Source organism: Bradyrhizobium manausense (assembly GCF_018129685.1).
In the GTDB taxonomy this organism is placed as follows: domain Bacteria; phylum Pseudomonadota; class Alphaproteobacteria; order Rhizobiales; family Xanthobacteraceae; genus Bradyrhizobium; species Bradyrhizobium manausense_D.
In genome coordinates this window covers 296929-321060 of record NZ_JAFCLG010000002.1, presented here as the reverse complement: position 1 = coordinate 321060, position 24132 = coordinate 296929, and the positions used below count along the sequence as shown (strand labels likewise).

General features: G+C 60.1%; 23 protein-coding genes and 1 pseudogene. 14 read left to right on the top strand and 10 right to left on the bottom strand.

Going from position 1 to position 24132, the window contains the following annotated elements; genetic code table 11:
* Window positions 1–4 precede the first annotated feature (4 nt).
* The 4 genes from JQ621_RS09180 to JQ621_RS09165 all read right to left on the bottom strand — a co-directional run bounded on the left by JQ621_RS09180 (window position 5) and on the right by JQ621_RS09165 (window position 3604).
* Window positions 5–1084, bottom strand: coding sequence for an IS630 family transposase (locus JQ621_RS09180; RefSeq protein WP_212234114.1), 1080 nt, complete (start codon window positions 1082–1084; stop codon window positions 5–7).
* The gene (locus JQ621_RS09175) at window positions 1041–2423 is read right to left on the bottom strand and encodes an anthranilate synthase component I family protein (protein ID WP_212234113.1); all 1383 of its coding nucleotides are present in this window, start codon (window positions 2421–2423) and stop codon (window positions 1041–1043) included. Before JQ621_RS09175 ends, JQ621_RS09180 begins: the two co-directional genes overlap by 44 nt.
* 128 nt (window positions 2424–2551) lie before the next feature.
* Window positions 2552–2845 (bottom strand): Dabb family protein, encoded by a 294-nt coding sequence (locus tag JQ621_RS09170; RefSeq protein ID WP_212234112.1) that lies wholly within the window; start codon window positions 2843–2845, stop codon window positions 2552–2554.
* A 120-nt stretch (window positions 2846–2965) separates the two neighbouring features.
* A complete protein-coding gene (locus tag JQ621_RS09165; RefSeq protein ID WP_212234111.1) occupies window positions 2966–3604 on the bottom strand; it encodes a GntR family transcriptional regulator in 639 nt (212 codons plus the stop codon).
* A 117-nt stretch (window positions 3605–3721) separates the two neighbouring features.
* On the opposite strand from JQ621_RS09165, the gene bioB reads away from it, so the two are divergent.
* The 6 genes from bioB (at window position 3722) to panB (ending at window position 9264) form a co-directional block, all read left to right on the top strand.
* Window positions 3722–4783 (top strand): biotin synthase BioB, encoded by a 1062-nt coding sequence (gene bioB / locus JQ621_RS09160; protein ID WP_212234110.1) that lies wholly within the window; start codon window positions 3722–3724, stop codon window positions 4781–4783.
* Complete coding sequence (gene panD / locus JQ621_RS09155) at window positions 4768–5121, top strand: aspartate 1-decarboxylase (RefSeq protein WP_212234109.1); 354 nt, start codon at window positions 4768–4770, stop codon at window positions 5119–5121. Before bioB ends, panD begins: the two co-directional genes overlap by 16 nt.
* An 84-nt stretch (window positions 5122–5205) precedes the next feature.
* Window positions 5206–6360 carry an 8-amino-7-oxononanoate synthase gene (locus tag JQ621_RS09150; RefSeq protein WP_212234108.1) on the top strand — a complete coding sequence of 385 codons (1155 nt, stop codon included), beginning with the start codon at window positions 5206–5208 and terminating at the stop codon, window positions 6358–6360.
* Window positions 6357–6989, top strand: a complete 633-nt coding sequence (gene bioD, locus JQ621_RS09145) for a dethiobiotin synthase (RefSeq protein ID WP_212234107.1) — start codon at window positions 6357–6359, stop codon at window positions 6987–6989. The genes JQ621_RS09150 and bioD overlap by 4 nt, the downstream gene beginning before the upstream one ends.
* Entirely contained in the window at window positions 6986–8251 is a 1266-nt protein-coding gene (locus JQ621_RS09140) for an adenosylmethionine--8-amino-7-oxononanoate transaminase (protein ID WP_212234106.1), read from the top strand. The genes bioD and JQ621_RS09140 overlap by 4 nt, the downstream gene beginning before the upstream one ends.
* A 209-nt stretch (window positions 8252–8460) precedes the next feature.
* Window positions 8461–9264: a 3-methyl-2-oxobutanoate hydroxymethyltransferase gene (gene panB / locus JQ621_RS09135; RefSeq protein ID WP_212234307.1), complete on the top strand. Its 804-nt coding sequence runs from the start codon at window positions 8461–8463 to the stop codon at window positions 9262–9264.
* Between the two features lie 927 nt (window positions 9265–10191).
* Here panB and JQ621_RS09130 read toward each other — a convergent pair.
* Window positions 10192–10344 carry a hypothetical protein gene (locus JQ621_RS09130; protein WP_212234105.1) on the bottom strand — a complete coding sequence of 51 codons (153 nt, stop codon included), beginning with the start codon at window positions 10342–10344 and terminating at the stop codon, window positions 10192–10194.
* Window positions 10345–10559: 215 nt separating this feature from the next.
* Between JQ621_RS09130 and JQ621_RS09125 the strand changes: the two genes are divergently transcribed.
* On the top strand, window positions 10560–10775 hold the full coding sequence (locus tag JQ621_RS09125) for a hypothetical protein (RefSeq protein WP_212234104.1): 216 nt from the start codon (window positions 10560–10562) through the stop codon (window positions 10773–10775).
* Between the two features lie 69 nt (window positions 10776–10844).
* Here JQ621_RS09125 and JQ621_RS09120 read toward each other — a convergent pair.
* From JQ621_RS09120 to JQ621_RS09100, 5 genes and pseudogenes are all read right to left on the bottom strand, one after another.
* Window positions 10845–11456: pseudogene (locus JQ621_RS09120) on the bottom strand (tyrosine-type recombinase/integrase); the annotation flags it as partial.
* Window positions 11457–11801: 345 nt separating this feature from the next.
* Entirely contained in the window at window positions 11802–12569 is a 768-nt protein-coding gene (locus JQ621_RS09115; RefSeq protein ID WP_212234102.1) for a TetR/AcrR family transcriptional regulator, read from the bottom strand.
* Window positions 12517–13008 (bottom strand): MaoC/PaaZ C-terminal domain-containing protein, encoded by a 492-nt coding sequence (locus JQ621_RS09110; protein ID WP_212234101.1) that lies wholly within the window; start codon window positions 13006–13008, stop codon window positions 12517–12519. Before JQ621_RS09110 ends, JQ621_RS09115 begins: the two co-directional genes overlap by 53 nt.
* Window positions 13008–13817: an enoyl-CoA hydratase/isomerase family protein gene (locus tag JQ621_RS09105; RefSeq protein ID WP_212234100.1), complete on the bottom strand. Its 810-nt coding sequence runs from the start codon at window positions 13815–13817 to the stop codon at window positions 13008–13010. The genes JQ621_RS09110 and JQ621_RS09105 overlap by 1 nt, the downstream gene beginning before the upstream one ends.
* Entirely contained in the window at window positions 13814–15442 is a 1629-nt protein-coding gene (locus JQ621_RS09100; protein ID WP_212234099.1) for an acyl-CoA synthetase, read from the bottom strand. The genes JQ621_RS09105 and JQ621_RS09100 overlap by 4 nt, the downstream gene beginning before the upstream one ends.
* A 96-nt stretch (window positions 15443–15538) precedes the next feature.
* On the opposite strand from JQ621_RS09100, the gene JQ621_RS09095 reads away from it, so the two are divergent.
* From JQ621_RS09095 to JQ621_RS09065, 7 genes are all read left to right on the top strand, one after another.
* Window positions 15539–16744 (top strand): ABC transporter substrate-binding protein, encoded by a 1206-nt coding sequence (locus JQ621_RS09095; RefSeq protein ID WP_212234098.1) that lies wholly within the window; start codon window positions 15539–15541, stop codon window positions 16742–16744.
* 34 nt (window positions 16745–16778) lie between these two features.
* Window positions 16779–18374: an acyl-CoA carboxylase subunit beta gene (locus JQ621_RS09090; RefSeq protein ID WP_312015397.1), complete on the top strand. Its 1596-nt coding sequence runs from the start codon at window positions 16779–16781 to the stop codon at window positions 18372–18374.
* On the top strand, window positions 18265–20364 hold the full coding sequence (locus tag JQ621_RS09085; RefSeq protein ID WP_312015409.1) for an ATP-binding protein: 2100 nt from the start codon (window positions 18265–18267) through the stop codon (window positions 20362–20364). The genes JQ621_RS09090 and JQ621_RS09085 overlap by 110 nt, the downstream gene beginning before the upstream one ends.
* 12 nt (window positions 20365–20376) lie before the next feature.
* Window positions 20377–21129 carry an SDR family NAD(P)-dependent oxidoreductase gene (locus JQ621_RS09080; protein ID WP_212234096.1) on the top strand — a complete coding sequence of 251 codons (753 nt, stop codon included), beginning with the start codon at window positions 20377–20379 and terminating at the stop codon, window positions 21127–21129.
* Between the two features lie 15 nt (window positions 21130–21144).
* Window positions 21145–21597, top strand: a complete 453-nt coding sequence (locus tag JQ621_RS09075; RefSeq protein WP_212234095.1) for a MaoC family dehydratase — start codon at window positions 21145–21147, stop codon at window positions 21595–21597.
* Entirely contained in the window at window positions 21597–22448 is an 852-nt protein-coding gene (locus JQ621_RS09070) for an HpcH/HpaI aldolase/citrate lyase family protein (RefSeq protein WP_212234094.1), read from the top strand. Before JQ621_RS09075 ends, JQ621_RS09070 begins: the two co-directional genes overlap by 1 nt.
* Window positions 22449–22643: 195 nt before the next feature.
* Window positions 22644–24029, top strand: coding sequence for a transposase (locus JQ621_RS09065; RefSeq protein WP_212234093.1), 1386 nt, complete (start codon window positions 22644–22646; stop codon window positions 24027–24029).
* Window positions 24030–24132 lie beyond the last annotated feature (103 nt).

The window sequence follows — 24132 nt, the reverse complement described above, 5'->3', positions numbered from 1 at the left end:
GCATCTAGTGGATCGAATCTAACACTTGGTGCCCCCGTTTGACAGCGGCGATGATTTTGTTTGGGTCCTTGGTCCAGGTAAAGGGTTTTGGGTTTGCATTGGTGTCGTCGAGGAAGCGGTGGATGGCATCTTTGAGTTCCCGCAAGGATCGGAAAACGCCGCGCTTGAGACGCTTATTTGTGAGCCTGGCAAAGAAGCCCTCAATGGCGTTGAGCCAGGAAGCGGATGTCGGAGTGAAGTGGAAGACAAACCGCCGATGTTTTTCGAGCCACAGCATGACGTCGGGATGCTTGTGGGTGGCATAGTTGTCGACGATGATGTGGATCGTCTTTTTCTTCGGTGCTCTTGCCTCGATGACGTTCAGAAACCGGATGAACTCCTGATGGCGATGGCGCTTCATGCACTGGCCGATAACCTTGCCCTCAAGGACATCGAGCGCCGCGAACAAGGTAGTGACACCATGGCGCTCGTAGTCATGTGTCATGGTTCCAGCGCGCCCCTTCTTCATCGGCAGCCCCGGCTGGGTGCGATCGAGGGCCTGAATTTGGCTCTTCTCATCGACCGACAAGACAATGGCATGGTCGGGCGGATCGATGTAGAGGCCGACAATCTCGTGCAGTTTAGCGGCAAACTGCGGATCGTTGGACAGCTTGAACTGGCGGACCCTGTGCGGTTGGAGGCCATGAGCACGCCATATCCGCTGCACCGAGCTGACGCTGATCCCGACTGCCTTCGCCATCGCCGAACCGGTCCAGTGACTGGCCGCCGGCGGCGGGCCTGCCAACGTCAGGGCGACCACACGTTTAGCCACCTCGGGGTTCAGCGGCGGAATGCGCGACCGCCGCGTCTTGTCCCGCCAAAGGCCCGCGGCTCCTTCGTCGCGGAAACGTTCCTGCCAGCGCCAGATCACCGTCTTGGCCTTACCGGTGGCTTGCATGATCTCAGCCGTGCCGCGACCATCGGCCGTCAGAAGGACGATCTTGGCCCGCCAAACGTGCTTCTGCGGGCTATTGCGGTTGGCGACCACGGCTTTAAGCTTGCTACGGTCGGCTCGGCTCAACTGGATATTCGTTCGCTTGTGCATACCCCAGACTCGCACACGCGAGTTCTTCAGGGAATCCCCAAGCGAATCGAAGTGTCAGATTTGGACCACTAGCTGCACGACGCCTGCGTTCCCGTCGGCAGATGTCTTCGGAGTCCATGCACCCGTTAAATCCCATGAAGCCGATCGCCCCGCAATAGGCCTCTCGCGCGATGCGTTCAATTTCGGCGATGATTTCCATCGATCGTACCTTCGGCGCGCCGGTCACGGAGCCGCCGGGAAAGCAAGCTCGTAGCAGGGTAACGGCGTCGTGTTCTCCCACGAGTTTCCCTGTAATGACTGACACGAGGTGATGCACCGAGGCATAGGATTCGAGGTCACACAGCGCGGGGACCTCGACCGAATGCGCAGTGCAAACGCGCGACAGATCATTACGGAGGAGGTCGACGATCATAATGTTCTCAGCACGGTCTTTCTCGGACGCAAATAGGAATTCAGTGCGGCGCTGTTCTTCCTTCGGGTCGGCAGAGCGTGCAATCGTGCCCTTGATTGGTCGCGTCTCAACCCGACGCCCATCGAGCTTCAGGAATCGCTCAGGCGAGCTAGATGCAATGGTCAGCTTGCCATTGAGCAGGAGGGCTGCAAAGGGTGCGGGGTTCACCGATCGCAGCTGACAGTAGAAGGCGAGTGGGTCGAACGAGGTCGACAGCCTGGCGGTGAAGCGCTGCGCGATGTTGGTCTGGAAGACGTCTCCCGCCAGAATCAAGTCGATGACGCTCTGTACTGCTGCGATGTAATGCTCGCGGCTGAAGTTCGAACGCCATGCGCTTTCTGTGTTGCAGGAGTCATTCTGCAGCGGCTTGGGGCAGGCCAGCAGCGCCGCAAACTCGTCGGCTCGACGGTGCGCGCGCTCGCTGCGACGTGCGGGATCTTGCTCTGGCCATCCGGTAGAAACAATCCAGCATCTCTCGTCACGATGGTCGTAGGCGATTACCACGTCATAGAAATGCAGGATCGATTGGGGCAATCCCTGACCGGCAATTGCTGGGGCCGGCAATCGCTCCAATGTCCTGTTCAGATCGTAAGCAAAAAACCCGGCCGCGCCCCCCTGAAACGGGGGAAGATCGGGGCGATGCTCTTGTGGATACGCAGCGAGAAGAGTGCGAAGAGCTTTCCATGGATCGCCTTCGAGCGCTTCTCCGCCGCAACTCGCCTGTCCGTTGGCAACCGTGTAGATGCTGAACGGGTCGCAGGCCATGTATGAATACCGCCCGAGCGCCTCGTGCCTGGCTGCGCTATCCAAAAACGTGAGGTTCGGCCGATGTGCGAGACGCTGCATCGCCGTGACAGGATCAATCCAATGTACCTCACGAACGCGCATCGAGCTTACGTCACCAACGATGGCGGCTGTGCGGAGGGAGATTCCTCGAGTTGTGCTTGCCCTTCCAACGAAGGCAGCTCTCCGCTGGGACCAGTGCACTCGTGACTTCGACCGTCAGAATTTACCTCCTACTCAGCCGACGCATTGTAGCCGGCTGCGAATCGCAATTCCCGAAGTGGTCGCACCCGCTTGATCGATTCTTGATATAGATCGTGCGCCTTATACGCTGCGAGTTCCGTCTCGTTCTCGAACTCACCATAAACGACGACGTCGATGTCGTTGCCGAGCTGGTCGGTTTTTCTGTTGCGAGCGACCTCAAGCCGGCGCGCATTTGGGATCGTGGTGAGAACCGATAGGCCGTCCATCATTTGATCGATGTCGGCCTTGTCTTTAGCGGTGAATAAGACGATATGACGAATCATGGCTAGCCGTAGAGTAGGGTGTGATCCAGGTCGCATGCCTATATTGCGATCAAGTCTGACGCAACGCCAACGTCACTGACGCCTTCGTGCCGGCAGCAAGACAGATCAGCCCTTCCCGCATCACGACGCGGGAATGGCGAGGCGCTCAATGGTTTGAATGTGACGCGCGAGCAGGCTGCAGGCTTGATCGACGTTGCGCATTCGTAATGCTTGTAGAATCAAGCGGTGATCCTGATTGGACCGCGGTCGCCAGCCGACATTGCGCGCCATCGCGAACACTAATCGAGAATTTGCAAGCTGCAATTCATCCAGGCTGGCCAGCAGTCGCGGCATCGCGCAGGGCGCCACCAGCGCGTGGTGAAAGGCGCGGTTGGCTGCCTCAAATTCCTGAATCGTCTCGGCACTGTCTGCTTCAATCAGAGCCAGCTCGATCCGTGCCAAATGGGATGACGTCAGCTTCGGTGCGGCATTCCTCAACGCGACCACTTCCAGCGCTGCTCGCATCTCGGCGATGTCCTTCACCGAATTGGTATCGAGCGGCGCAACCCGTACGCCGCGACGGGGCACGCCGACAACAAGATGTTGAGCTTCTAGCTGCCGAAATGCCTCACGCACCGGGACGTGGCTTGAACTGAATTCCCGCGCGATATGGTCCTGCCGCAGCGGCGCATCGGGGTGCAGGGTGCCGCTGATAATGCGCTCGCCGATTATCTGCGCAATGCGGCCCGCTGTGGTCGCATTCTCATCGCCGGCTATCATAGATTATCTACCATAAAAAGGAGTGCGTTCGTGTATTGCCTAGGATAGCATCGATTCGGATCAAGAATTATAGATAATATGTTATATTATCTATAAAAATCTAGAAAGGCAAATCTCATGATTCATGCCGGGGGAGCTAGGCAGAACGGCAGCAACGAGCCAGAACTTGTCCGCCACGACTGGACGCGCTCCCAGGCCGAGGCGCTCTATGGATTACCGTTCGCCGACCTGATCTTTGAAGCCCAAAGCATTCATCGCTGTAATTTCGATCCGAACCACGTCGAGACTGCAAGCCTGCTCAGCATCAAGACCGGCGGGTGTCCGGAGGATTGCGGTTACTGCTCGCAGAGCGCGCATTACGACACCGGCCTGAAGGCGACGCGGCTGATGGATCGGGCCGATGTGGTCGCCACCGCGCAGCGCGCCAAGGATGCCGGCGCCAGCCGCTTCTGCATGGCAGCCGCCTGGCGCAATCCAAAAGACCGCGACCTCGACCATGTCTGCGAGATGGTGCGCGCGGTCAAAGGTCTCGGCATGGAAACCTGCGTCACGCTCGGCATGCTGACGACTGCTCAGGCCGCGCGGCTCTCCGACGCCGGCCTCGATTTCTACAACCACAACGTCGATACATCGCCCGAGTTCTACGACAAGATCATCACCACGCGCACCTTGCAGGACCGCATCGATACGCTCGCGCATGTGCGCGACGCCGGCATCAAGGTTTGCTGCGGCGGCATCGTCGGCATGGGTGAGCGCGTCGAGGACCGGCTAGGCATGCTCGTGCTGCTCGCCAATCTCCCCAGCCATCCGGAGAGCGTGCCGATCAACCTGTGGAACGAGGTCAAGGGCGTGCCGGTCAACGACATCGCGGAGCGTCCCGATCCGATCGCGCTGGTGCGCCTGGTGGCGATCGCCCGCATCATGATGCCGCAGAGCGTCGTGCGGTTGTCCGCCGGCCGGCAATACATGACGGATGAACTGCAGGCGCTGTGCTTCCTGGCCGGCGCGAATTCGATCTTCATCGGCGATGTGCTCCTGACCACCAAGAACCCGCAGCGCGATCGTGATGCGGATTTGCTGGATCGGCTCGGGATCAAATCCTGTCTCAACCAAGTGAAACAGGTCAACGCGCAGCCAGCGCACAACTTCAGTGTAGGTAACAAATGCAAATTACTTTGATGAAAGGCAAAATCCATCGCGCCTCGGTGACCCAAGCCGATCTGCATTATGAGGGCTCGATATCGATTGATCGTACGCTATTGGACGCTGCGGGATTTCTGATCAATGAGCGCGTCGAAATCTACAACATCGACACTGGCGCGCGCTTTGCCACCTACGTGATAGAGGCGCCTAGAGGATCAGGCATGATAGGCCTCAATGGTGCGGCTGCGAGACTAGCGATGATTGGAGATAAGGTGATTATCGTTGCATATGCCTCATGTGAGGAGGTCGAAGCGAGAGCATTCAGGCCGCGCGTCGTGCTGGTCGACGAACAAAATCGCATCCTACCAAGTTGAAATCGACGAGGCCGATGCTGAGAACTTTTGCATTTTGCGGCCGTCATGCTTTTGCGCAACTGAGCGCGTGTCTGGAGCTGTACAATGAACCCAGTCCATGCGGACAAGATTGCCACATACGTCACGGCCCTCCATGCCCTGAAAGCCGAGGACCGGCTGCGCGGCCTCAAGCCACGAGCGGGTATCGATTTCGCATCGAACGATTATCTCGCGCTGGCGCGCGCGCCGCGTATGAAAAAGGCTGTCTCGGCTGCGCTCGAGGCCGGCACGCCGATCGGAGCCAGCGGGTCGCGGCTTCTGCGCGGAAACTGCGAGGAGCACGAAAGCCTTGAAGCAGAAGCCGCTAGGTTCTTCGGAGCAGAGACGGCGCTTTTTTTCGGCTCTGGATATGTCGCAAACTTTGCCGTCCTGACAACGCTGCCGCAGCGGGGTGACCTGCTCGTTCTCGATTCTCTCCTGCACGCGAGTATTCATGAAGGCGCACGGGCCGGCCGCGCCGAATTTCGCGAAAGCGCACACAACGACTCCCAGTTGGTCGAAAACACAATTCGCGACTGGCGAGCGGAAGGCGGAAAGGGGCGCGTCTGGATCGTGGTGGAAAGTCTCTACAGCATGGATGGAGATTTCGCGCCGCTAGAAGAACTCGTCGGAATCGCGGACCGGTATGATGCGTTCCTGATGGTGGATGAGGCTCATGCCACGGGTGTCTATGGTGAGCGTGGACGAGGGCTGACTGCCCCTTATGAGGGGCGCGAAAATCTGGTGGTCGTCCATACCTGCGGCAAGGCGCTAGGCGCCGCCGGTGCGCTCATCACCGCGACCCGCGTGCTGCGCGACTTCATGGTCAATCGCTGCCGCCCGTTTATTTTCGCTACCGCGCCGTCACCCTTGACAGCCGTCGCAGTGCGTGAGGCGCTAGCAATCCTGCAGCAGGAACCCGACCGGCAGCAGCGTCTGGCCAATCTCGTTGCGTTCACGCATCGGGAGATCGGCCTGCGCGGTGGCCGGAGCCGTTCGGATTCGCAGATTGTGCCGTATATCGTTGGCGACAATGCGCGTGCGATGGCGCTGGCGTCTGCCCTGCAGGCTCGCGGGTTCGACATCCGTGGAATCCGGCCCCCGACCGTGCCGGCGGGCACGGCACGGTTGCGAATTTCCCTGACACTGAACGTCGACGAGAACGACGTGCGGGCAATGCTCGATGCCCTGATGGAAGAGACGAGAGGCGACGCCAGATGAGCCGCCGGATCGTGGTGACTGGCACCGACACCGGGGTCGGGAAGACGGTCTTCTCTGCAGGGCTCGCCGATTTCCTCGGCGCGAATTATTGGAAACCGATTCAAGCCGGCCTCGAAGGAGAGACCGATTCCCAGTTCGTCGTGCGGCTGGGCGGTCTCTCGGACGATCGCATTGTGCCCGAGCGTTACCGCCTGGAAACGCCCGCTTCTCCCTATCATGCCGCGGAAATTGACGGAGTTCGCATCGACGCGGAGTCGCTCGATGTGCCGGATACCGGCGATCGCCCGCTTGTGATTGAGGGTGCGGGTGGGCTGATGGTGCCGCTCAGTCGTAGCACACTTTATATTGACATCTTTGCGCGCTGGCATCTTCCGGTTGTGCTTTGCGCGCGCACTGCGCTGGGCACCATCAATCATTCGCTCTTGTCGATCGAAGCGCTGCGCAATCGTAAGATCGAAATTCTCGGAATTGCCTTCATCGGCGAAAGAAATTCCGACAGTGAGTGCGCTATTTGCGAGATTGGGCGGGTCTGGAGGCTGGGACGGTTGCCGCGGGTCTCTCCTCTCACGACAAGCACGCTGCAGGCCGCATTCACAACCGCATTCAACCGCGATGATTTCAGCCGATGAGGCCAAAGAAGAAGTCGTCGATCTGGCATCCGTTCACGCAGCACGCGCTTCAAGACGAGATGACCGAGATTGTGCGCGGAGAAGGTGCGTATCTCCATACCAGGGATGGCCGCCGCCTCATTGATGCGATCTCATCCTGGTGGGTCGTGACCCATGGCCATTGCCATCCATATATCGTGAGCGCGATTCAGAAACAGGCAGAAAAGCTCAACCAGACTATCTTTGCCGGCTATACTCACGAACCGGCCGAAGAGGTTGCCGCGCTTCTTCTGAAAATTGCACCCCCTGGTCTCGACCACGTCTTCTTTTCCGACAGCGGCTCGACCAGCGTGGAAGTAGCGCTGAAAATGGCGCTCGGCTACTGGCACAACATCGGCAAGCAGCGAACACGCATTGTTGTGATGCAGCACTCCTACCACGGCGAAACGGTGGGGACGATGTCGGTCGGCGCGCGAGGCATCTTCAACGCGGCGTACGGGCCGCTGCTGTTTGACGTTACCTCAGTCCCATTTCCGGCGAGCGGTCATGAACAGGCGACCCTCCATGCGCTCGAAGTTGCGTGCCGGAAAGACAATCCAGCAGCCTTTATCGTGGAGCCGCTGATCTTGGGTGCGGGCGGGATGCTGATGTATCCCGCCTGGGTGCTGAAAGCGATGAAGCGGATCTGCGAGATGTCGAACGTTCTGTTCATTGCCGACGAGGTCATGACCGGCTGGGGCCGCACGGGGACCTTGTTCGCTTGCGAGCAGGCGCATGTGTCGCCAGATATCGCCTGCTATTCCAAAGGTCTCACGGGCGGATCGCTTCCGCTCGCGGTGACGCTCTGCCGCGCCGACATTTTTGACGCACATTATTCGAAAGACCGTACGCGCACGTTTTTCCATTCGAGTTCATACACGGCAAACCCAGTGGCCTGCGCTGCCGCAAAGGCGAACCTGGATCTTTGGCAAAATCGGGAAGTTCGACAGCGCATCGCTTCCGTCGCTGCGATGCAGGAGCAGGGAATTGAGCCATTCCGCGCCGACGCACGCTTTAAGAACGTCCGCCGGACCGGTACCATCACGGCACTCGAGCTGAAAGCACGCGATGGCGGTTATCTCGCTGGCATCGGTCAGAACCTTCAGGCTTTCTTTAACAGTCGTAATCTTTTGCTGCGCCCGCTCGGCAACACGATCTATGTCATGCCGCCTTATTGCGTCACAGCGGCAGATCTCGATGAAATCTACGCCGCCATCAGCGATGCAGCCGATGCGCTGGTTTGAAAGAGAATTAGGGGAGCTTAACTTATCGCAACGCAGCTGCCACGTTTTTGCGGCGAACTCAGTCGTCGTCGATGGACGCAGAACAACCTGATTTATAGTGAGAGTATTGCTGCGATGAGTTCAAGTTCGCGCAATCGTCTCACAAACGGATATGAAACCGAGGACATGGAGGAGAGAACGTGAGTTCAGAGTTTCCAAAAAAAGCGCTGATGCCGCCGGATATCTTGGCGAGAAAGGGCGAGCTGCCGATCGTCTGCTTAACCGCCTATACCACACCAATCGCTTCGTTAGTTGATCGGCATTGTGACGTGGTTCTGGTGGGCGATAGCGTGGGAATGGCTCTTCACGGCCTTCCATCGACGCTCGGCGTTACTCTCGACATGATGATCTTGCATGGGCAGGCGGTCCGCCGCGGAATTAATCGAGCTCTCATGGTCGTTGATTTGCCCTTTGGAGCATATGAGGAAAGCAGAGAACAAGCATTCCGGAGTGCCGCGCGAGTGATGGCTGAAACCGGGTGTGCGGCTGTTAAGCTTGAGGGCGGTGAAAACATGGCGGGAACGGTTCGTTTCCTAACGGCACGTGGCATTCCGGTGATGGCTCATATTGGCCTTACTCCGCAGAGCGTGAATGCATTCGGTGGTTACAAGGTGCAAGGTCGAGGCCGCGACGGCGAGAGAATCATGCGAGATGCGGTCGCTATCTCGGAGGCCGGCGCGTTTGCCGTCGTTCTTGAAAAGGTTGCCGAATCATTGGCTCGCCAGATTACGGGAAAGATCCCCATTCCGACTATTGGGATTGGCGCATCTGGTGCGTGCGACGGTCAGATTCTGGTCACGGACGACCTGCTTGGGATTTTCACGGATTTCCGCCCGAAGTTCGTTAAGCGTTACTCCGAACTCGGGCGTGATGCCGACCACGCGATCGCCACGTACGCGGCTGAGGTGCGCACCAAGCAATTTCCGACATCAGAGCATGTCTTCGGTGATGCGCCTCATAAATCCGCGAAATAGCCGATACCGCAGCTCTGGAGCCTTTCCGCCGGTCCTTTCCGGCAGACGATCGGAGAAAATATCGTAGGTTCGGCCGATGCGGGCAAAAGCGGTAGCGCTTCCGCGCTTTCAACCTACCGTTCGACAAGTTTCTGAGTTTAGGCGGACGATCGGAGAAAATATCTTAGATTTGACTGATGTGGGGGAAAGGCGGTAGCGCTCTCCCGACTTGAACACCTGACGGCGTTCATTAGGAAGATGGCGGCCGACAAATAAGCTTCCGCTCGTAACCTGCGACGCCGCCCACAAAGGCCTTCCTAACCTTCTGCCTGTCGCCGGTTGAAACCGATTCGGGCGGGGGGCAATCCCGCGCCCGACGTCGGCAGTCCCTGAGTCGTAAACGAGCTCTAATTTGGGGCGAAATAAGCTTGAGGCGGCGGGGTTGCGACTCGGATTATAGCTCAGAGTGTTCTTTGACGGGATCAGGGGCGGAGAGGGGCGATGCCGAATTCATTCGAGATCATCGTTGACAGCAACGCGGTTGCGAAGCGTTGTTTCGTGCTGTTCGTTGTCGGAGCCTCGGCGTTTTTGGGAACTTTGGTTCTATTGACCCAGGCCTGCTGCGGTTGGCTATCCCTGAGCAACGCTGCGCCAGGGAGATGGTCGCTTCCTGGTTCGCGTTACCTCTACGCATTCTCATGGTCTTCGCTGGGCAAAAGCGCGGAAGGCAACTGGACATCGACTTGAGGGTCTGCTGACCGGTTCGGACTATGGGGCAAGTTCAAACAAAAACCGGACCTTCGAGCAGCAGTCGCCTGCGCAAAGGTCCGGCTTTGCTATCTGTTGCCGCGACACTTGGATGGCCGCAACCCGGATTTCAGATCCTTTGAAGAGGTCTCGCTTGCCTCGGGGGACCCGGGGGCGGCAATCTGTTCGTCGTGGACGAGATTACTTCTTTTTCTTGGAAGTCTTCTTTGCCACCTTCTTGGTGGCTGCCTTCGCGGTTTTCTTTGCCTTCTTTGCTTTCTTGGCCATGTCGTCCTCTGTCGAAAAAATTCGCTCGATGAGCATGCGCACGCCGTGAATCGACATGCACAGCATTGAGACCATACCTTAATTGCAAGATTGATACCAGTCCGTCGGGAAGCCACTGCCATTGACGATGATCGCCCGCCGTTCGTGTCCAAGTGAGCGCGGTGATCGCGTGTCTGCGCGCGAGCACAACAGCGAAGCGGCTGTCGAAGTGACGCGCCACGTTCCTCGCGTTCGCGAGCGACGCGCGAGGTTGAGAGGTCATCACTAGCGTCGAGCGTGCATTGGATTTGCTTGCCGCTTCCACGCCGGCGTTCCTATGGATATCCATCGGTCTTGTCGTCGAATTAGCGCAATACCTGATTAGCCGGGGATACAATCTTCATACCATCTACGACGAGATTGGTATTCTGGAGGGCGATGACAGACGTCCAGAGTACGTTGTCGATCGGCGCGGTCTCGACTGGGTGGACCTGATTAAGTCTTATGTTCCCGAGTGAAAGGCACACGTCGAGGAAAATCGAAAAAACACATCGCGCTGGGTTTCATTCAGGAGCGCCCCGAAAGCCTCACGTCACGAGCGGAAGCCACTTCCAATTTGCGTATTTATCGCCGGTCTGGCGAAGGTGCGTGTAGCGCTTGAGGCTGGTCCACGAGCGATGACCGGACACTGACGCCACGCGCGGTATGTTGAGACCGATTTCAAACAGGCGAGAAACGCCATCATGGCGCAGGTCATGAAAATGAAGATCGTCGATTTCCAGGAGTTGTACTGCTCGGGTAAAGGCCGCTCCGATCGCGTCAGTGCTATATGGAAATATCTCGTCAGAGGCTCTTGGCATCGACAGGATAATTTGAAGCGCCTCCGGTGGCAGATCGCACCAAGTGTCGTTTCCAATCTTTTCACCCGGATTCTTCATGTCACGGACCAGCACCCGACTTCCTTCCGTGTCGAGATTGACCCAGCCGATGCGCGTCATTTCCTCCTGCCGTCGCGTTGGGAAAATCGCGAACGCGATAATCTTCTGCATGGGAAGGGACGAGGGGCGCCGCTTTAACCGGGCCCCGAAATGCTCCATGAGTTTGTCGAGTTCGTCGAGGGTCGGCCTTCGGTCGCGCTCGCGGCTCTTCGACGAAACGCCGAGGCGATTGGTGACGACGAAGGCATCCTTCATCGCGCTCTGAAAATAGGCGAAAATGAAGGAAAATAGCGCATAATCGGGACAGCGTAAAACACGCAAAACAGGCTAAAATGACCTCAAATGTAAGCAATATCAAAGGATTACGCTTTTCTGTCGCGCCGAATGATGGATTGGACCTGCTGGCATTGCCGTGCCTCTTACCGCCCTGGCGAAGTGCCGCACCGGAACGACTCTCCACCTCAGATGACCACCATCAACGAATGTCGGTATCGGTGGTTGCGCGCAACGTGTGGGGAGTGACCTTGCCCGCCGGTTCGGCCAGCCCCACGGCGCTTTTGAAGCCTTCTTCACCGATGCAACCGATAGAGTGGATAGCCGTTGCCGCTACGCGCGATGGTTCCGCCTGGTGGATACCGTTCGCTGAGAAGCAGGCTGACCTTTGGGCGCCGGGCCCTTGGCCGGCCTCGGTTCATATCCGCGATCGGGACCGAAGGTCAGCCTGGCAAAGCTGGCCGAAATCTGGTCGATGGGTACGCGATTTGGGCGATACCATTCGCCGGCCCAGTTGACGGCGCCGAGCAACATCAATCGTGCCGCGTCAAGATTGACATCCTCAGGGATATAACCGGCTTTCGCTGCGTCGACGACGATATCCCGCCAGATATCTTCATAGCGCCGGCGTTCCAGGCGGCATGTCTTTCGAAGTTCAGCAGGCAGGAACGCAAATGCGCGAATGCACGCGGACGTATAGTCGCTGTGTTCGAGCGATGATCGCAGGTGCGCCGTGATCGCCGCCTGGAGTCGACTGCGCGGATCGGCCCTGGCGGGCAGCGCGTTGAGCGCGGCCGTGACGGATTCGTGAACGACGCGAACGCCCTCGTTGACGACTTGCTCGACAATCGTATCTTTGGACGAAAAATGATGATAGATACTTCCTGCCTTTATCCCGACCCTCTCGGCGATGGCCCGGGTCGTCGTAGCTTCATAGCCCCGATGCCGCAGGAGCCATGCGGCGGCATCCAAAATCTGCCGTGCGCCTCCGGGCTGCTCGATGTTTTTTGGCGCGCCCGCGGGCTTCGCGCGGCGTCCGGCCGGGTGGCTAACGATCTGGGCTGTCTGTGCTTTCAACGGGGCCCCATCTGGCTTTTTCATGCTGTTTTCGGCGCATCAAAAGGCGCGCCGAACCCTCCTGCAAGGTCTTACCGGTTTCGTCGACGATTATGAAGGTTAATCCAACCAGGCCGTGATCCGGCTGTTTCACGTCGCGCGTTTCCACCACCTCGATCAGCGCCCGAATCGTATCTCCAGGCCGCATGGGAACCCTAAAGTCCCAAGTGACCCCTAGCAGGGCGACCACTGTTCCATCGATGAGGTCGAGGCGCGATGCCAACCCAAAGGCGATACCGATCCCCATCGGGCCGTGTGCGATGCGGCTGCCGAATCCGGTTGCCCTGGCAAACGTCTCGTCGGTATGAACCGGATTGTAGTCGCCGGTGATGCCGGCGAAACCCGCGATGTCGGCCTCGGTAATGGTCCGGCCCGGCGTCTCGAAGCGTTGGCCCAGTTTGAACTCACCGAACACGCGTCCCATCAAGACTTCCTTTCATGCGGCCCAAACGCCGGCGCGCGCTTCTCGACGAAGGCACTCATGCCTTCCAGCCAGTCGGCGCTGCCGACGAGGGCCGAAAGCGCCTCGACGCCGAAACGCCTGGCGCTGCGAAGATCCACATCTCCGCTGAGATGGATCGACGTCTTGCACTGTGCGAGCGCCTGCGGGCTGAGGCTCATTAATTCGCGCGCGAGCTCGAGGGTAGCGGCCTCGAGTGTCTCCGGCGCGACAACCCTGGTGGCAAGACCCGCGGCATTGGCTTCGGCGGCATCGACATGGCGCGCCAGCATGATCCACTCGAGCGCCTTGCCGCGACCGATATGGCGGGCGAGCTTCTGGACGCCGCCGGCGCCGGGGGTGGCGCCGAGCTTCGCTTCGGGCAGGCCAACCTTCGCGGTGGTCGCAAGGATGCGGAAGTCGCACGCCAGGGCAAGCTCGAAGCCGCCGCCCATCGCGTAACCGTTGACAGCTGCGATCACGGGGATGCCGATCGCCTCGACCTTGTCGAACAGACGGGCGATGCGTTCGAAATAGCGGTCGCGCGTATCGAAACGCTCGGTGAAGATCCGGTCCTTGCCGGCGAAATATTTCAGATGCGCGCCGGCGCAAAATGCACGGTCGGTCCCGGTCACGACGAGGACGCGCGTTCGCGCCGCAACTGCGGCATCGATCGCGCGGTCGAATTCGTCGAGGAATTCCAGGCTGAGCGTGTTCATTTCGTCCGGTCGGCTCATGCGCAAGCGCGTGACGCCAAGCGCGGGTGTATCGGCGATGAGAGTGGTGTAAGTCACGATGTTTTCCCGGTGATTTCGTCGCGGAGATCCTTGCGCCGGATCTTTCCGGTGATGGTCATTGGCAACGTGTCGCGAAACTCGATCTGGCGCGGATATTCGTGGGCGGACAATCGCGCCTTGACGAAATTCTGCACGTCGGCCTGCAGCGCGGTATCGACTGCCGTTCCGTCGCGAGGGACGATGAAGGCTTTCACGACTTCGCCGCGGACGCTGTCGGGCACGCCGATGACCGCCACCATGGCAACCGCCGGATGCTGCATCAGGCAGTCCTCGATCTCGGTAGGGCCAATTCGGTAACCGCCGGAAATGATAACGTCGTCGTTACGGCCGTGGAACCAGAAATATCCTTCCTGGTCCCGGTGCCCGGTGTCGCCGGTCAGCAGCCAGCCGTTGCAGAATTTTTCTTCCGTCGCATCCGGCTTGTTCCAGTAGCGCAGAAAGAACACCGGGTCCGGCGCCTTCACGGCAATCGTGCCGGTTTCGCCGGACCTGACCGGATGGCCTTCGTCGTCGACGACCTCGAGGCAGTGGCCGGGAATAGCCTTGCCCATGGACCCTTCCTTGAGCGGCATGATGGAGGCGCAGTTGCCGACGGTGAGGTTGGCTTCGGTCTGGCCATAAAACTCGTTCATCGTCAGGCCGAACACGTCGCGTCCCCAGTCCAGCATCTCTTCGCCGAGCCTTTCCCCGCCGCTCGCGATCGAGCGCATGGAATAGCTGAACCGCGTCTGCGGCTTTGCGACCTGACGCATCATCTTCAGCGCGGTCGGCGGCATGAAGGCGTTGCGAATACCGTGTCGCCCGATCAGCGCGAACGCTTCCTCGGGATCGAATTTCCTCAGGCGTTTTGCCAGCACCGGGATGCCGTGGAACAGAGAGGGCAGCAGCACGTCCATCAGGCCGCCGGCCCAGGCCCAGTCGGCGGGCGTCCACATGCGATCGCCCGGCTGCGGGAAGAAGTCGTGGGGGAATTCAACGCCCGGCAAATGGCCGAGCAAGGTGCGGTGCGCATACAACACGCCTTTGGGGTTGCCCGTGGTGCCCGACGTGTAAACGATGATGGCGGGGTCTTCGGCCGACGTCTCGACAGGGACATGATCGGGCGCCGCGGCCTCGAGCAGCGAGGAAAATCCCAGCACGGAGCCGTCGAGACGATCCTCTATGCCGATCAGCAGCGGCCGCGCCACGAGACGGTCGCGCAGCAACAGCAGCTTTTCGATGCCCTCCGCATTCGAGACGACGGCCTTCGCGCCGCTGTCATTGAGGCGGTATTCGATCGCGTCAGGCCCAAAGAGCGTGAACAGCGGCAAGGCGACTGCGCCGAGCCGATACGCGGCGAGATGGACGATCAGTGCCTCCGGACACTGCGGCAGCAGAATGCCGATGCGGTCGCCGCGCGCAATACCCTGCGCAGTCAGAGCATTGGCAAGTCGCCGCGAACGCTCCTGAAGGTGCTCGAAAGTGAATTCGGTGGAGCGTCCTTCCGCTGTTTCATAGATCAAGGCCGTTCGACCCGCGCCGACATGGCGGTCGCATATCGCGTGGGCGATGTTGAAGGTGGCTGGTATGGACCAGGAAAAGTTGTCGCAAACTTCCCTGTACGACCGTCCGGCTAGCGCCATGCAATAAATCCTTGTGTCTCTCCCTAACGGTTGGTAGGTATAGCGGATCGCAAAGGTGGCAGCAAGCCGAGAACCGCCGAGAAGGAGAAAACGACAATGAGGTGCCCGAAAATTCTAGCCGTGGTTGGCGCAATGTTTCTGGCGACACCGCTTGCCGCCCAATCGAACGGCACGCCGGTCCGTATTGGCGTACTGAACGACCAGTCGGGAATCTACGCCGATCTTTCGGGGCAGGGCTCCGTCATCGCGGCCCGCATGGCGGTCGAGGATTTCGGTGGCACCGTGCTGGGCCGGCCGATCGATGTCATCTTCGCCGACCACCAGAACAAACCGGATATCGGTTCCGCCATTGCTGCAAGATGGTACGATACCGAAGGCGTCGATGCGATCGTCGACGTGCCGGTGTCGTCCGTGGCGCTCGCCGTTCAGGAGATCGCCCGCGAACGCAAACGCATTGTGCTGTTCTCGGCGGCTGGAAGCTCGGATCTGACCGGCAAGGCCTGTTCGCCGATGGGAACGCAATGGACCTTTGACAGCATTGCGCTCGCGAAGGGCACGGCCAGCGCGGTGACGAAATCCGGCGGGACTACCTGGTTCTTCCTCACTGCCAATTATGCGTTTGGCACCGCGATGGAAGCGGATGCCCGGCGCTATATCGCTGAAGCCGGAGGCCAGGTCCTCGGCAGCGTTCGCCATCCGCAGGGAACAACGGATTTCTCGTCCTTCTTGCTGCAGGCGCAGGCCTCGAAGGCGAAGGTGATCGGTCTTGCGAACGCCGGCAGCGATACCATCAACGCGCTGAAGGGCGCATCCGAGTTCGGGATCGTGGCGGGCGGCCAGAAGCTCGCGGCCATGCTGACCTTTCTGTCCGACGTGCACTCACTGGGTCTCCAGGCTGCGCAAGGCCTTCAACTGACCGAAAGCTTCTACTGGGACCTGAACGACGCAACCCGGGCGTGGTCGAAGCGTTTCGGTGAGCGCATGGGTGGTCGCATGCCGACAATGGTCCATGCCGGCGTCTATAGCGCGGTGACGCATTACCTGAAGGCGATCAAGCTGGCGGGGACGGATGATTCGGAGAAAGTGGCGGCCGCGATGCATGAGATGAAAATCTCAGATGCGATCCTTCCTTCGGCGACCCTTCGGGAGGATGGCCGGGTACTGCGGCCCTTCTATCTCTTCGAGGTCAAGAAGCCCGCGGAATCGAAGGGCCCCTATGACTATTACAAGCTGGTGAGGGAGATTCCCGCGGAGGAAGCCGTCCGTCCGCTGAAGGAAGGCAATTGTCCGCTCGTTCACTGACAAAGCGCTTCGCGGGCGGCCTGAAGAGGAAAAAGTGCCACTCATTGAAAATACCATACGGGCTGGGTCGGAGTTCGATCGAAAGGCCTCCGACTTTTCGGTGTTGCTCGAAATGCTGCGGGATCGCCATGGCCGGGTACTTGCCGGCGGCGGCGAAAAGCTGCGTGCGCGACATATTGAACGCGGCAAGATTCCGGTCCGCGAACGCATCGACCACCTCGTCGATCCACTCTCGCCCTTCCTGGAACTGTCGGCGCTGGCCGCCTGGGACCAATATGGAAATGAGGTTCCGTCGGCCGGCATTGTCACGGGGATCGGTATCGTCACCGGCCTGCCATGCATGATCATCGCCAACGACGCCACCGTGAAAGGCGGCTCGTTCTTTCATGAGACCGTCAAGAAGCATCTTCGGGCACAGGAAATAGCCGAAGCAAACAAGCTGCCGTGCATCTACCTTGTCGACTGTGGTGGTGCCTTCCTGCCCGAGCAGGATCGGGTCTTTCCTGATCGCGATCATTTCGGCGGGACGTTCTTTCAGCAGTGCCGGATGTCCGCTGCGGGCCTGCCGCAGATTTCAGCCGTCTTCGGCGGATGCACGGCCGGCGGCGCCTACATCCCGGCGCTCTCCGACGAAGTCGTGATGGTGCGGGGCACGGGTCGCATCCATCTCGGCGGGCCGCCGATCGTCAAGGCTGCGATCAAGGAAGTCGTCGATGGTGAAACGCTCGGCGGCGCGGAAATGCACACGACCGTTTCGGGCGTTTCCGACTATCTGGCCGAGAGCGAGCTTGAAGCGATCGCGAAAGTGCGTGACATCGTCGGTGCCCTGAAATGGCCGCGTGAGGTTCGTTCGCCGCGCCCGGTTGGCGCCCCGGTCCACGACCCCGCCGAGATACCGGGTATTGTCGGGACGGATCTCAAACAGCCCTATGATGTTCGGCAGGTCATTGCGCGTATCGTCGACGGCAGCCAATTCCAGGAGTTCAAGCCGGCTTACGGTTCATCACTCGTGTGCGGCTTTGCGGCCATTCACGGCGAGCCGGTCGGCATCCTGGCCAACAACGGCGTGCTTTTCTCGGAGTCGGCGGTGAAAGGTGCACACTTCATCGAACTTTGCGACCAGCGCCGGACACCCATTGTATTCCTGCAGAACATCACCGGCTTCATGGTGGGAACGGAAGCAGAGCGGGGCGGGATCGCCAAGCACTCGGCGAAACTCGTCTATGCCGTCTCAAATGCGCGCGTACCGCGTTACACCGTGATCATTGGGGGATCCTACGGAGCCGGCAATTACGGCATGTGCGGCCGGGGCTTTCAGCCGCGGTTTCTGTTCGCGTGGCCGAACGCGCGCATAGCCACCATGAGCGCCGAGGTGGCCGCAAACGTCGTCACGGATCTGCGCCGCGGCAGCCTCACCCGCGGTACGGCGGATGAGGAGGAAATCGGCAGGGTCGATCGCGAAACACGCGCGCAGTTCGAGGCGCAATCGACACCCTACTACGCCACCTCGCGACTATGGGATGATGGCATCATCGAGCCCGATCAAACCCGTGATGTGCTGGGCTTCTGTCTCAGCCTTGCATCGCAGGAAATCGAGCTTCCGGGCAACCGCCCCGTCTACCGGATGTGAAATAGTGATCCGTTCCCTTTTGATTGCAAATCGCGGCGAGATCGCCGTTCGAATCGCTCGCACATGCAGGCGGCTCGGCATCCGCTCGATCGCCGTGTTCTCGGATGCAGACCGCGACGCCCCGCATGTGAAAGCCGCCGACGAAGCGTTCCGGATCGGGCCGTCGCCCGCCCGCGATAGCTATCTGCGAGCGGACGCGATTATGGAGGCCTGCCGGCGGGCGGGCGCGGACGCCGTGCATCCGGGATACGGCTTCTTGTCCGAAAAGCCGGAGCTGCCGACGTTGTGCGCGACCGAAGGTATTGTATTCGTCGGACCGTCCGCGGACCGGATCGCCGCGATGGGCCCGAAGATCGGGTCCAAGATGATTGCCGCGCGCGCCGGCGTTCCCAGCGTGCCGGGTTATGTCGGCGACGACCAGTCCGATGCACGGTTGCTCGAAGAAGCGAAGCGGACCGGGTTTCCCTTGATGGTCAAGGCGTCGGCCGGAGGAGGCGGGCGCGGCATGCGCCGCGTGTTCTCCGAGGCCGAGCTGGCTCCGGCGCTGGAGATCGCAAGACGCGAGGCCGAAGCGGCTTTCGGCGATTCATCCTTGCTGATCGAAAAGCTCGTGCTCCGGCCGCGCCATCTGGAGGTGCAAATCGCCGGAGACAAGCACGGCAACGTCGTGCATCTGTTCGAGCGCGACTGCTCGGTGCAGCGCAAGAACCAGAAGCTGCTCGAGGAGGCGCCGGCGCCGAACCTTCCGGCCTCGATCCGCGCCAAGCTGCTGGAGCGCGCGGTCGCCCTCGGCCGCGCCATCGCCTACGACAATCTTGGGACGGTCGAGTTCATTCTGGAGGAAGGCCGGGACGAACCCTGGTTCCTGGAAATGAACACGCGCTTGCAGGTCGAGCATCCCGTCACCGAAGCCATCACCGGATTCGATCTCGTCGAGTGGCAGATCAGAATCGCTTCTGGCGAGCCGCTGCCGGTGCGGCAGGATCAGATCCGCGAGCGCGGTCACGCCATCGAGGCCCGGATCACCGCCGAGCGCGCCGATCAGGATTTTCGCCCCGATATCGGCCGGGTGAGTGCCTATCGCGAGCCACGAGTCATTCGGGTCGACAGCGGGGTCGGAGAGGGGAGTGACGTCACGCTGTTCTACGATTCGCTGCTGGCGAAGGCGATCGCTTTCGGCGAAACGCGCAGCGATAGTTGTGCAGGCCTGGCGGCGGGCCTGCGGGATTTCATCATTTTCGGTCCGGCCACCACCACTCCATTCCTGATCGCCGCGGTCGAACATCCTATCTTTGCCGAAGGGCGCGCGACCACCCGGTTCATCGAAGATGCCTTTCCCGACGGCTGGACGCCGCAGCGGAAAGAATCGGCGCTGGCCCGTGCCGCCGCTGCCATCGTATTTGTCACCGCGCCATCTCCAGAAGGCACGCAGTCCGTATGGCAACGGCTCGCTGGATTTCGCGTCCTTGGTCCGGCCGGAGGCCTCGCGGCGAGCCGGGTCGTCGTGCGGGAAGAGCAGGCCGACCACCCGCTGACGATCGAGGCGCTTCACCACGGCCGATATAGCGCGACCGAGAACGGAAAGGCGCTCGAACTCGACCTCAAGCGAGAGGGAAGCCTGCTTGAAATCGCGGTGGATGGACGCGTCATCCAGGCGACGTTCCAGATGCATGGGGCGAACCTGGCGATTGCGATTGGTGAAGAACGCTATTCGTTCACCGTGTCAACCGAAGCCGAAAAGACCGCCGCAAAGGGTGGAGGCTCGAAATCCGGGGCGATCCTGAGCCCGATGCCCGGCATCGTTGCCGAGGTCAAGGTCGCGGTCGGTGATATCGTCGAGGCCCGGCAAGTCGTTGCGGTCCTCGAATCGATGAAGCTGTTCATCTCCCTGGAAGCCGACGTCGGGGGAACCGTGAAAGACGTCGCGTGCGCGGCCGGCGAGACAGTGCAGGCCGGGACGCGACTGATCCTGGTCGAGCCGAACACATAAGAGCTGATCTTGATGAAGCGGGTTCTCATTACAGGCGGCACGTCGGGGATCGGGCTTGCCACCGCGCATCGCCTCGCCGAAAGTCAAAGCGCCATCGTCATCAATGGCCGCAACAGCGAACGCGGAGGGCAAGCCCGCGCGGCGATCCTGGCGAGAAAGCCGGACGCCAACGTTCGCTTCATTGCAGCGGACGTCTCCACCCAGGACGGTGTCTCCGGTCTTCTCGCCGCTGCGATGGATGGGTTTGGCGGGCCAATCGACGTCCTGGTAAATTCGGCCGGCGGCGAGTTCATCCCGACGCTTTTTCACGAAAACACCCCGGAGATCGTCGATCGCGTGATCCGGCACTGGCTGATCTCGACGATTTATTGCTGTCTGCTTGCCCTGCCGCATCTGGACGATGGAGCAGCGATCGTGAATGTCGCCTCGGATGCAGGGAAGGTCCCGACCCCCGGCGAGTCCGTGATCGGCGCCGCGATGGCGGGCATCTCGATGTTCTCGCGTACGCTGGCGATGGAAGCCAAACGCCGCAAGATCCGGGTCAACGTCGTTACCCCTTCTCTTGTCCGGGAAACGCTGACGCATGACCGCATCATGTCGAACCCGTTCAGTTCCAAGCTTTTCGGCAAGGCATTGCAGGCAGCCCACCTTGGCGTGGTCGATGCAGACGACGTCGCTGCGGCTATTCAGTTTCTCGTCGGAAAGGATGCAGCCAAAGTCACCGGACAAGTCATCAGCATCAATGGCGGCATATCGGCTGGATAGTAGAGGAGGATCAACATGGCAGGACTATATTTCGAGGACTTCAAGGTCGGGCAGGAGTTCAAGCACCCGCTTACCCGAACCGTCACCGAGATGGACAATACGATGTTCAGCCTGCTGACGCTGAATCCGCAGCCGCTGCACATCGATGCCCATTTTGCCGCATCGACGGAATTCGGGCAGCGCATCTTCAACAGTCTTTATACGTTGGGCATCATGATCGGCATGACCGTTTATGACACCACGCTCGGCACGACCGTGGCCAATCTCGGGATGACAGACGTTGTTTTCCCGAAGCCCGTTTTTCATGGCGATACGCTGCGCGCCACGACGAAGGTGATTTCGGTTCGCGACTCCAAATCGCGGCCAAAGGCCGGGATCGTCGAGTTCGAGCATCACGCCCTCAATCAGAACGACGAAATCGTAGGAAAATGCCGCCGGATGGCGTTGATGCACCGGAAGCCCGTCTGATGCGGTCCATGTTGTTTGTTCCGGGCGACAGCCCGCGAAAGTTCGACAAGGCCTCGCGTAGCAAGGCTAGCGCCTTGATCCTAGATCTCGAGGACTCCGTTGTTCTCGACAAGAAAGAAGAGGCGCGTGGCTTGACCCGAGCTATGCTGAGCGGCGGCCGCAATGGTCCGCAGCTTTATGTAAGGGTCAATGCACTCGACACCGATATGACGCTTCGCGACCTGGCGGCGGTCCTGCCGGCCGCGCCGGATGGCATTGTGTTGCCGAAGACGGGATCGGGGGACGATGTCCGTCGGCTGGCGTTTTGGCTGGACGCGTTTGAAGCGGCGGCCGGCTCGGAGCCGGGCTCGACACGGATCGTCGTTGTCGCGACTGAAACGGCGGCGTCGATCTTCGGTCTTGGAACTTACAAGGACAGTTCTCCTCGCCTCGAAGGTCTGATGTGGGGCGCCGAGGACCTGGCTGCATCACTGGGGGCTACCGAAAACGGCCAAGCCGGAGTATTCCACAGCCCTTACCGGCTTGCGCGCGACCTGTGTCTGATGGGAGCGGCGGCTGCCGATGTGACTGCGATCGATACGGTCTACACGGACATTGAAAATCTGGCCGGGCTGGAACTGGAGACACGAATTGCCAAGCGTGACGGCTTTTCGGCGAAGGCTCTCATTCATCCGAAACACGTCGACGTCGTCAATGCCGCCTTCGAGGCGAGCGCGGAGGAACGTGTATGGGCGGGGAAAGTGATCGCAGCCTTCGCCGCCAATCCGAATCTTGGCACGTTGCGTCTAGACGGAAAAATGATCGACAAGCCGCACCTTCGCGCGGCGAGAAAGATCCTTTTCGGCGGTTAGTCGCCGCGCGGGGGGCCTATCTCGGCGCTGCAGACAGACGGTTCGCCCTGGCCCACCGGTGCAACTTTGACTGGGGAATAGTGTTTCAGCAGCCGCAATGACCGATTCTTGCGGATATTGTTGATTAAGTCTGTCGTTGATCGGCATTGGCTGGCGTGATTCCATCCTCGTATTGATTTGCGGAGGAGCGGGACGATGATGGGGATGCAGACGGCGCCTGCGCAGCTATTTTACGATTTCTGCCTCGACGACCATGTCCCCGAAGATCACCTGCTCCGACGCATTGACCGGTTCCTCGACCTCGAGAAGGTGCGCACGGAGCTGAAGCCGTTCTACAGCAACATCGGCCGCCCCTCGATTGATCCCGAACTGATGATGCGGATGCTGATTGTCGGCTACTGCATGGGCATCCGGTCCGAACGGCGGCTGTGCGAGGAGATCCATCTCAACCTGGCCTATCGCTGGTTTTGTGACCTCGGGCTCGACGGCAGGGTTCCGGACCACTCCACATTCTCGCGCAACCGGCATGGTCGGTTCCGGCAGAGCGATATGCTGCGGCACTTGTTCGAGACGGTGGTGGAGCGGTGCCTTCGCGAGGGTCTTGTCGGCGGGGAAGGGTTTGCGGTGGACGCGAGCCTGATCGCTGCCGACGCCAACAAGCAGCGGTCCGTCCCCGGCGACCAGTGGCCGATCGCAAGTCTGGGCGCCGATGCCGGCAGGGCCGTTCGCGAGTATCTGGCAACGCTGGACGATGCTGCCTTCGGTGCAGCCAGCGAGGTGAAGCCGAAGTTCGTCTCACCGTCGGATCCGGCGGCGCAATGGACCGGCGCCCACAAGGGGCACGCCTTCTTCGCCTACGCCACCAACTATCTGATCGATACTGAGAATGCTGTCATTCTCGATGTCGAAGCCAGCCGAGCCATCCGCCAGGCGGAGGTCGGCGCCTCACGTACCATGATCGATCGAACCGCCAGACGCTTTGGCATAATGCCCCGGCACCTTGCCGCTGACAGCGCCTATGGCTCGGCCGCAAACCTGGCCTGGCTGGTCAAGGAGAGGCAGATCGAGCCGCATATTCCGGTGTTCGACAAGTCCAACCGGACCGACGGGACCTTCTCGCGATCCGACTTCGTGTTCGATGCTGAACGCAACCATTACACCTGCCCGCAGGGCAAGCTGCTGGTGCAGTTCCGGCGGACATTCGCGACGCCGCGCTCGGGCATCACCAAGGAAGGAACGCGGTTATACCGCTCAAGCAAGTCTGATTGCCAAGGCTGCGCCTTCAAGCCAAAGTGCTGTCCCAACATGCCACAACGTAAAGTGCCGCGTGATCTCGACGAAGATGCGCGGGATGTTGCCCGAAGCTTGGCAAACACGCCGGCCTATGAGCGTTCGCGACATCGCCGGAAGAAGATCGAGATGTTGTTCGCCCATCTCAAGCGCATCCTCAGACTCGGTCGCCTTAGACTGCGCGGTTCGAGCGGTGCGCGAGACGAGTTCCTACTCGCGGCCACGGCGCAGAATCTGAGGAAGCTCGCAAAGCTTCGAGCGATGCCAGCCGCTTGCCCCGTGCCGGCATGACGGCTCCAAGAAATCGGCGCCGATGCCCGGCCCGATCCTGAGACAACACCCCAAAAAATAGACCCTGAAAACGGAGGAGTCCGAAACGAAGCGGCGACTAAAT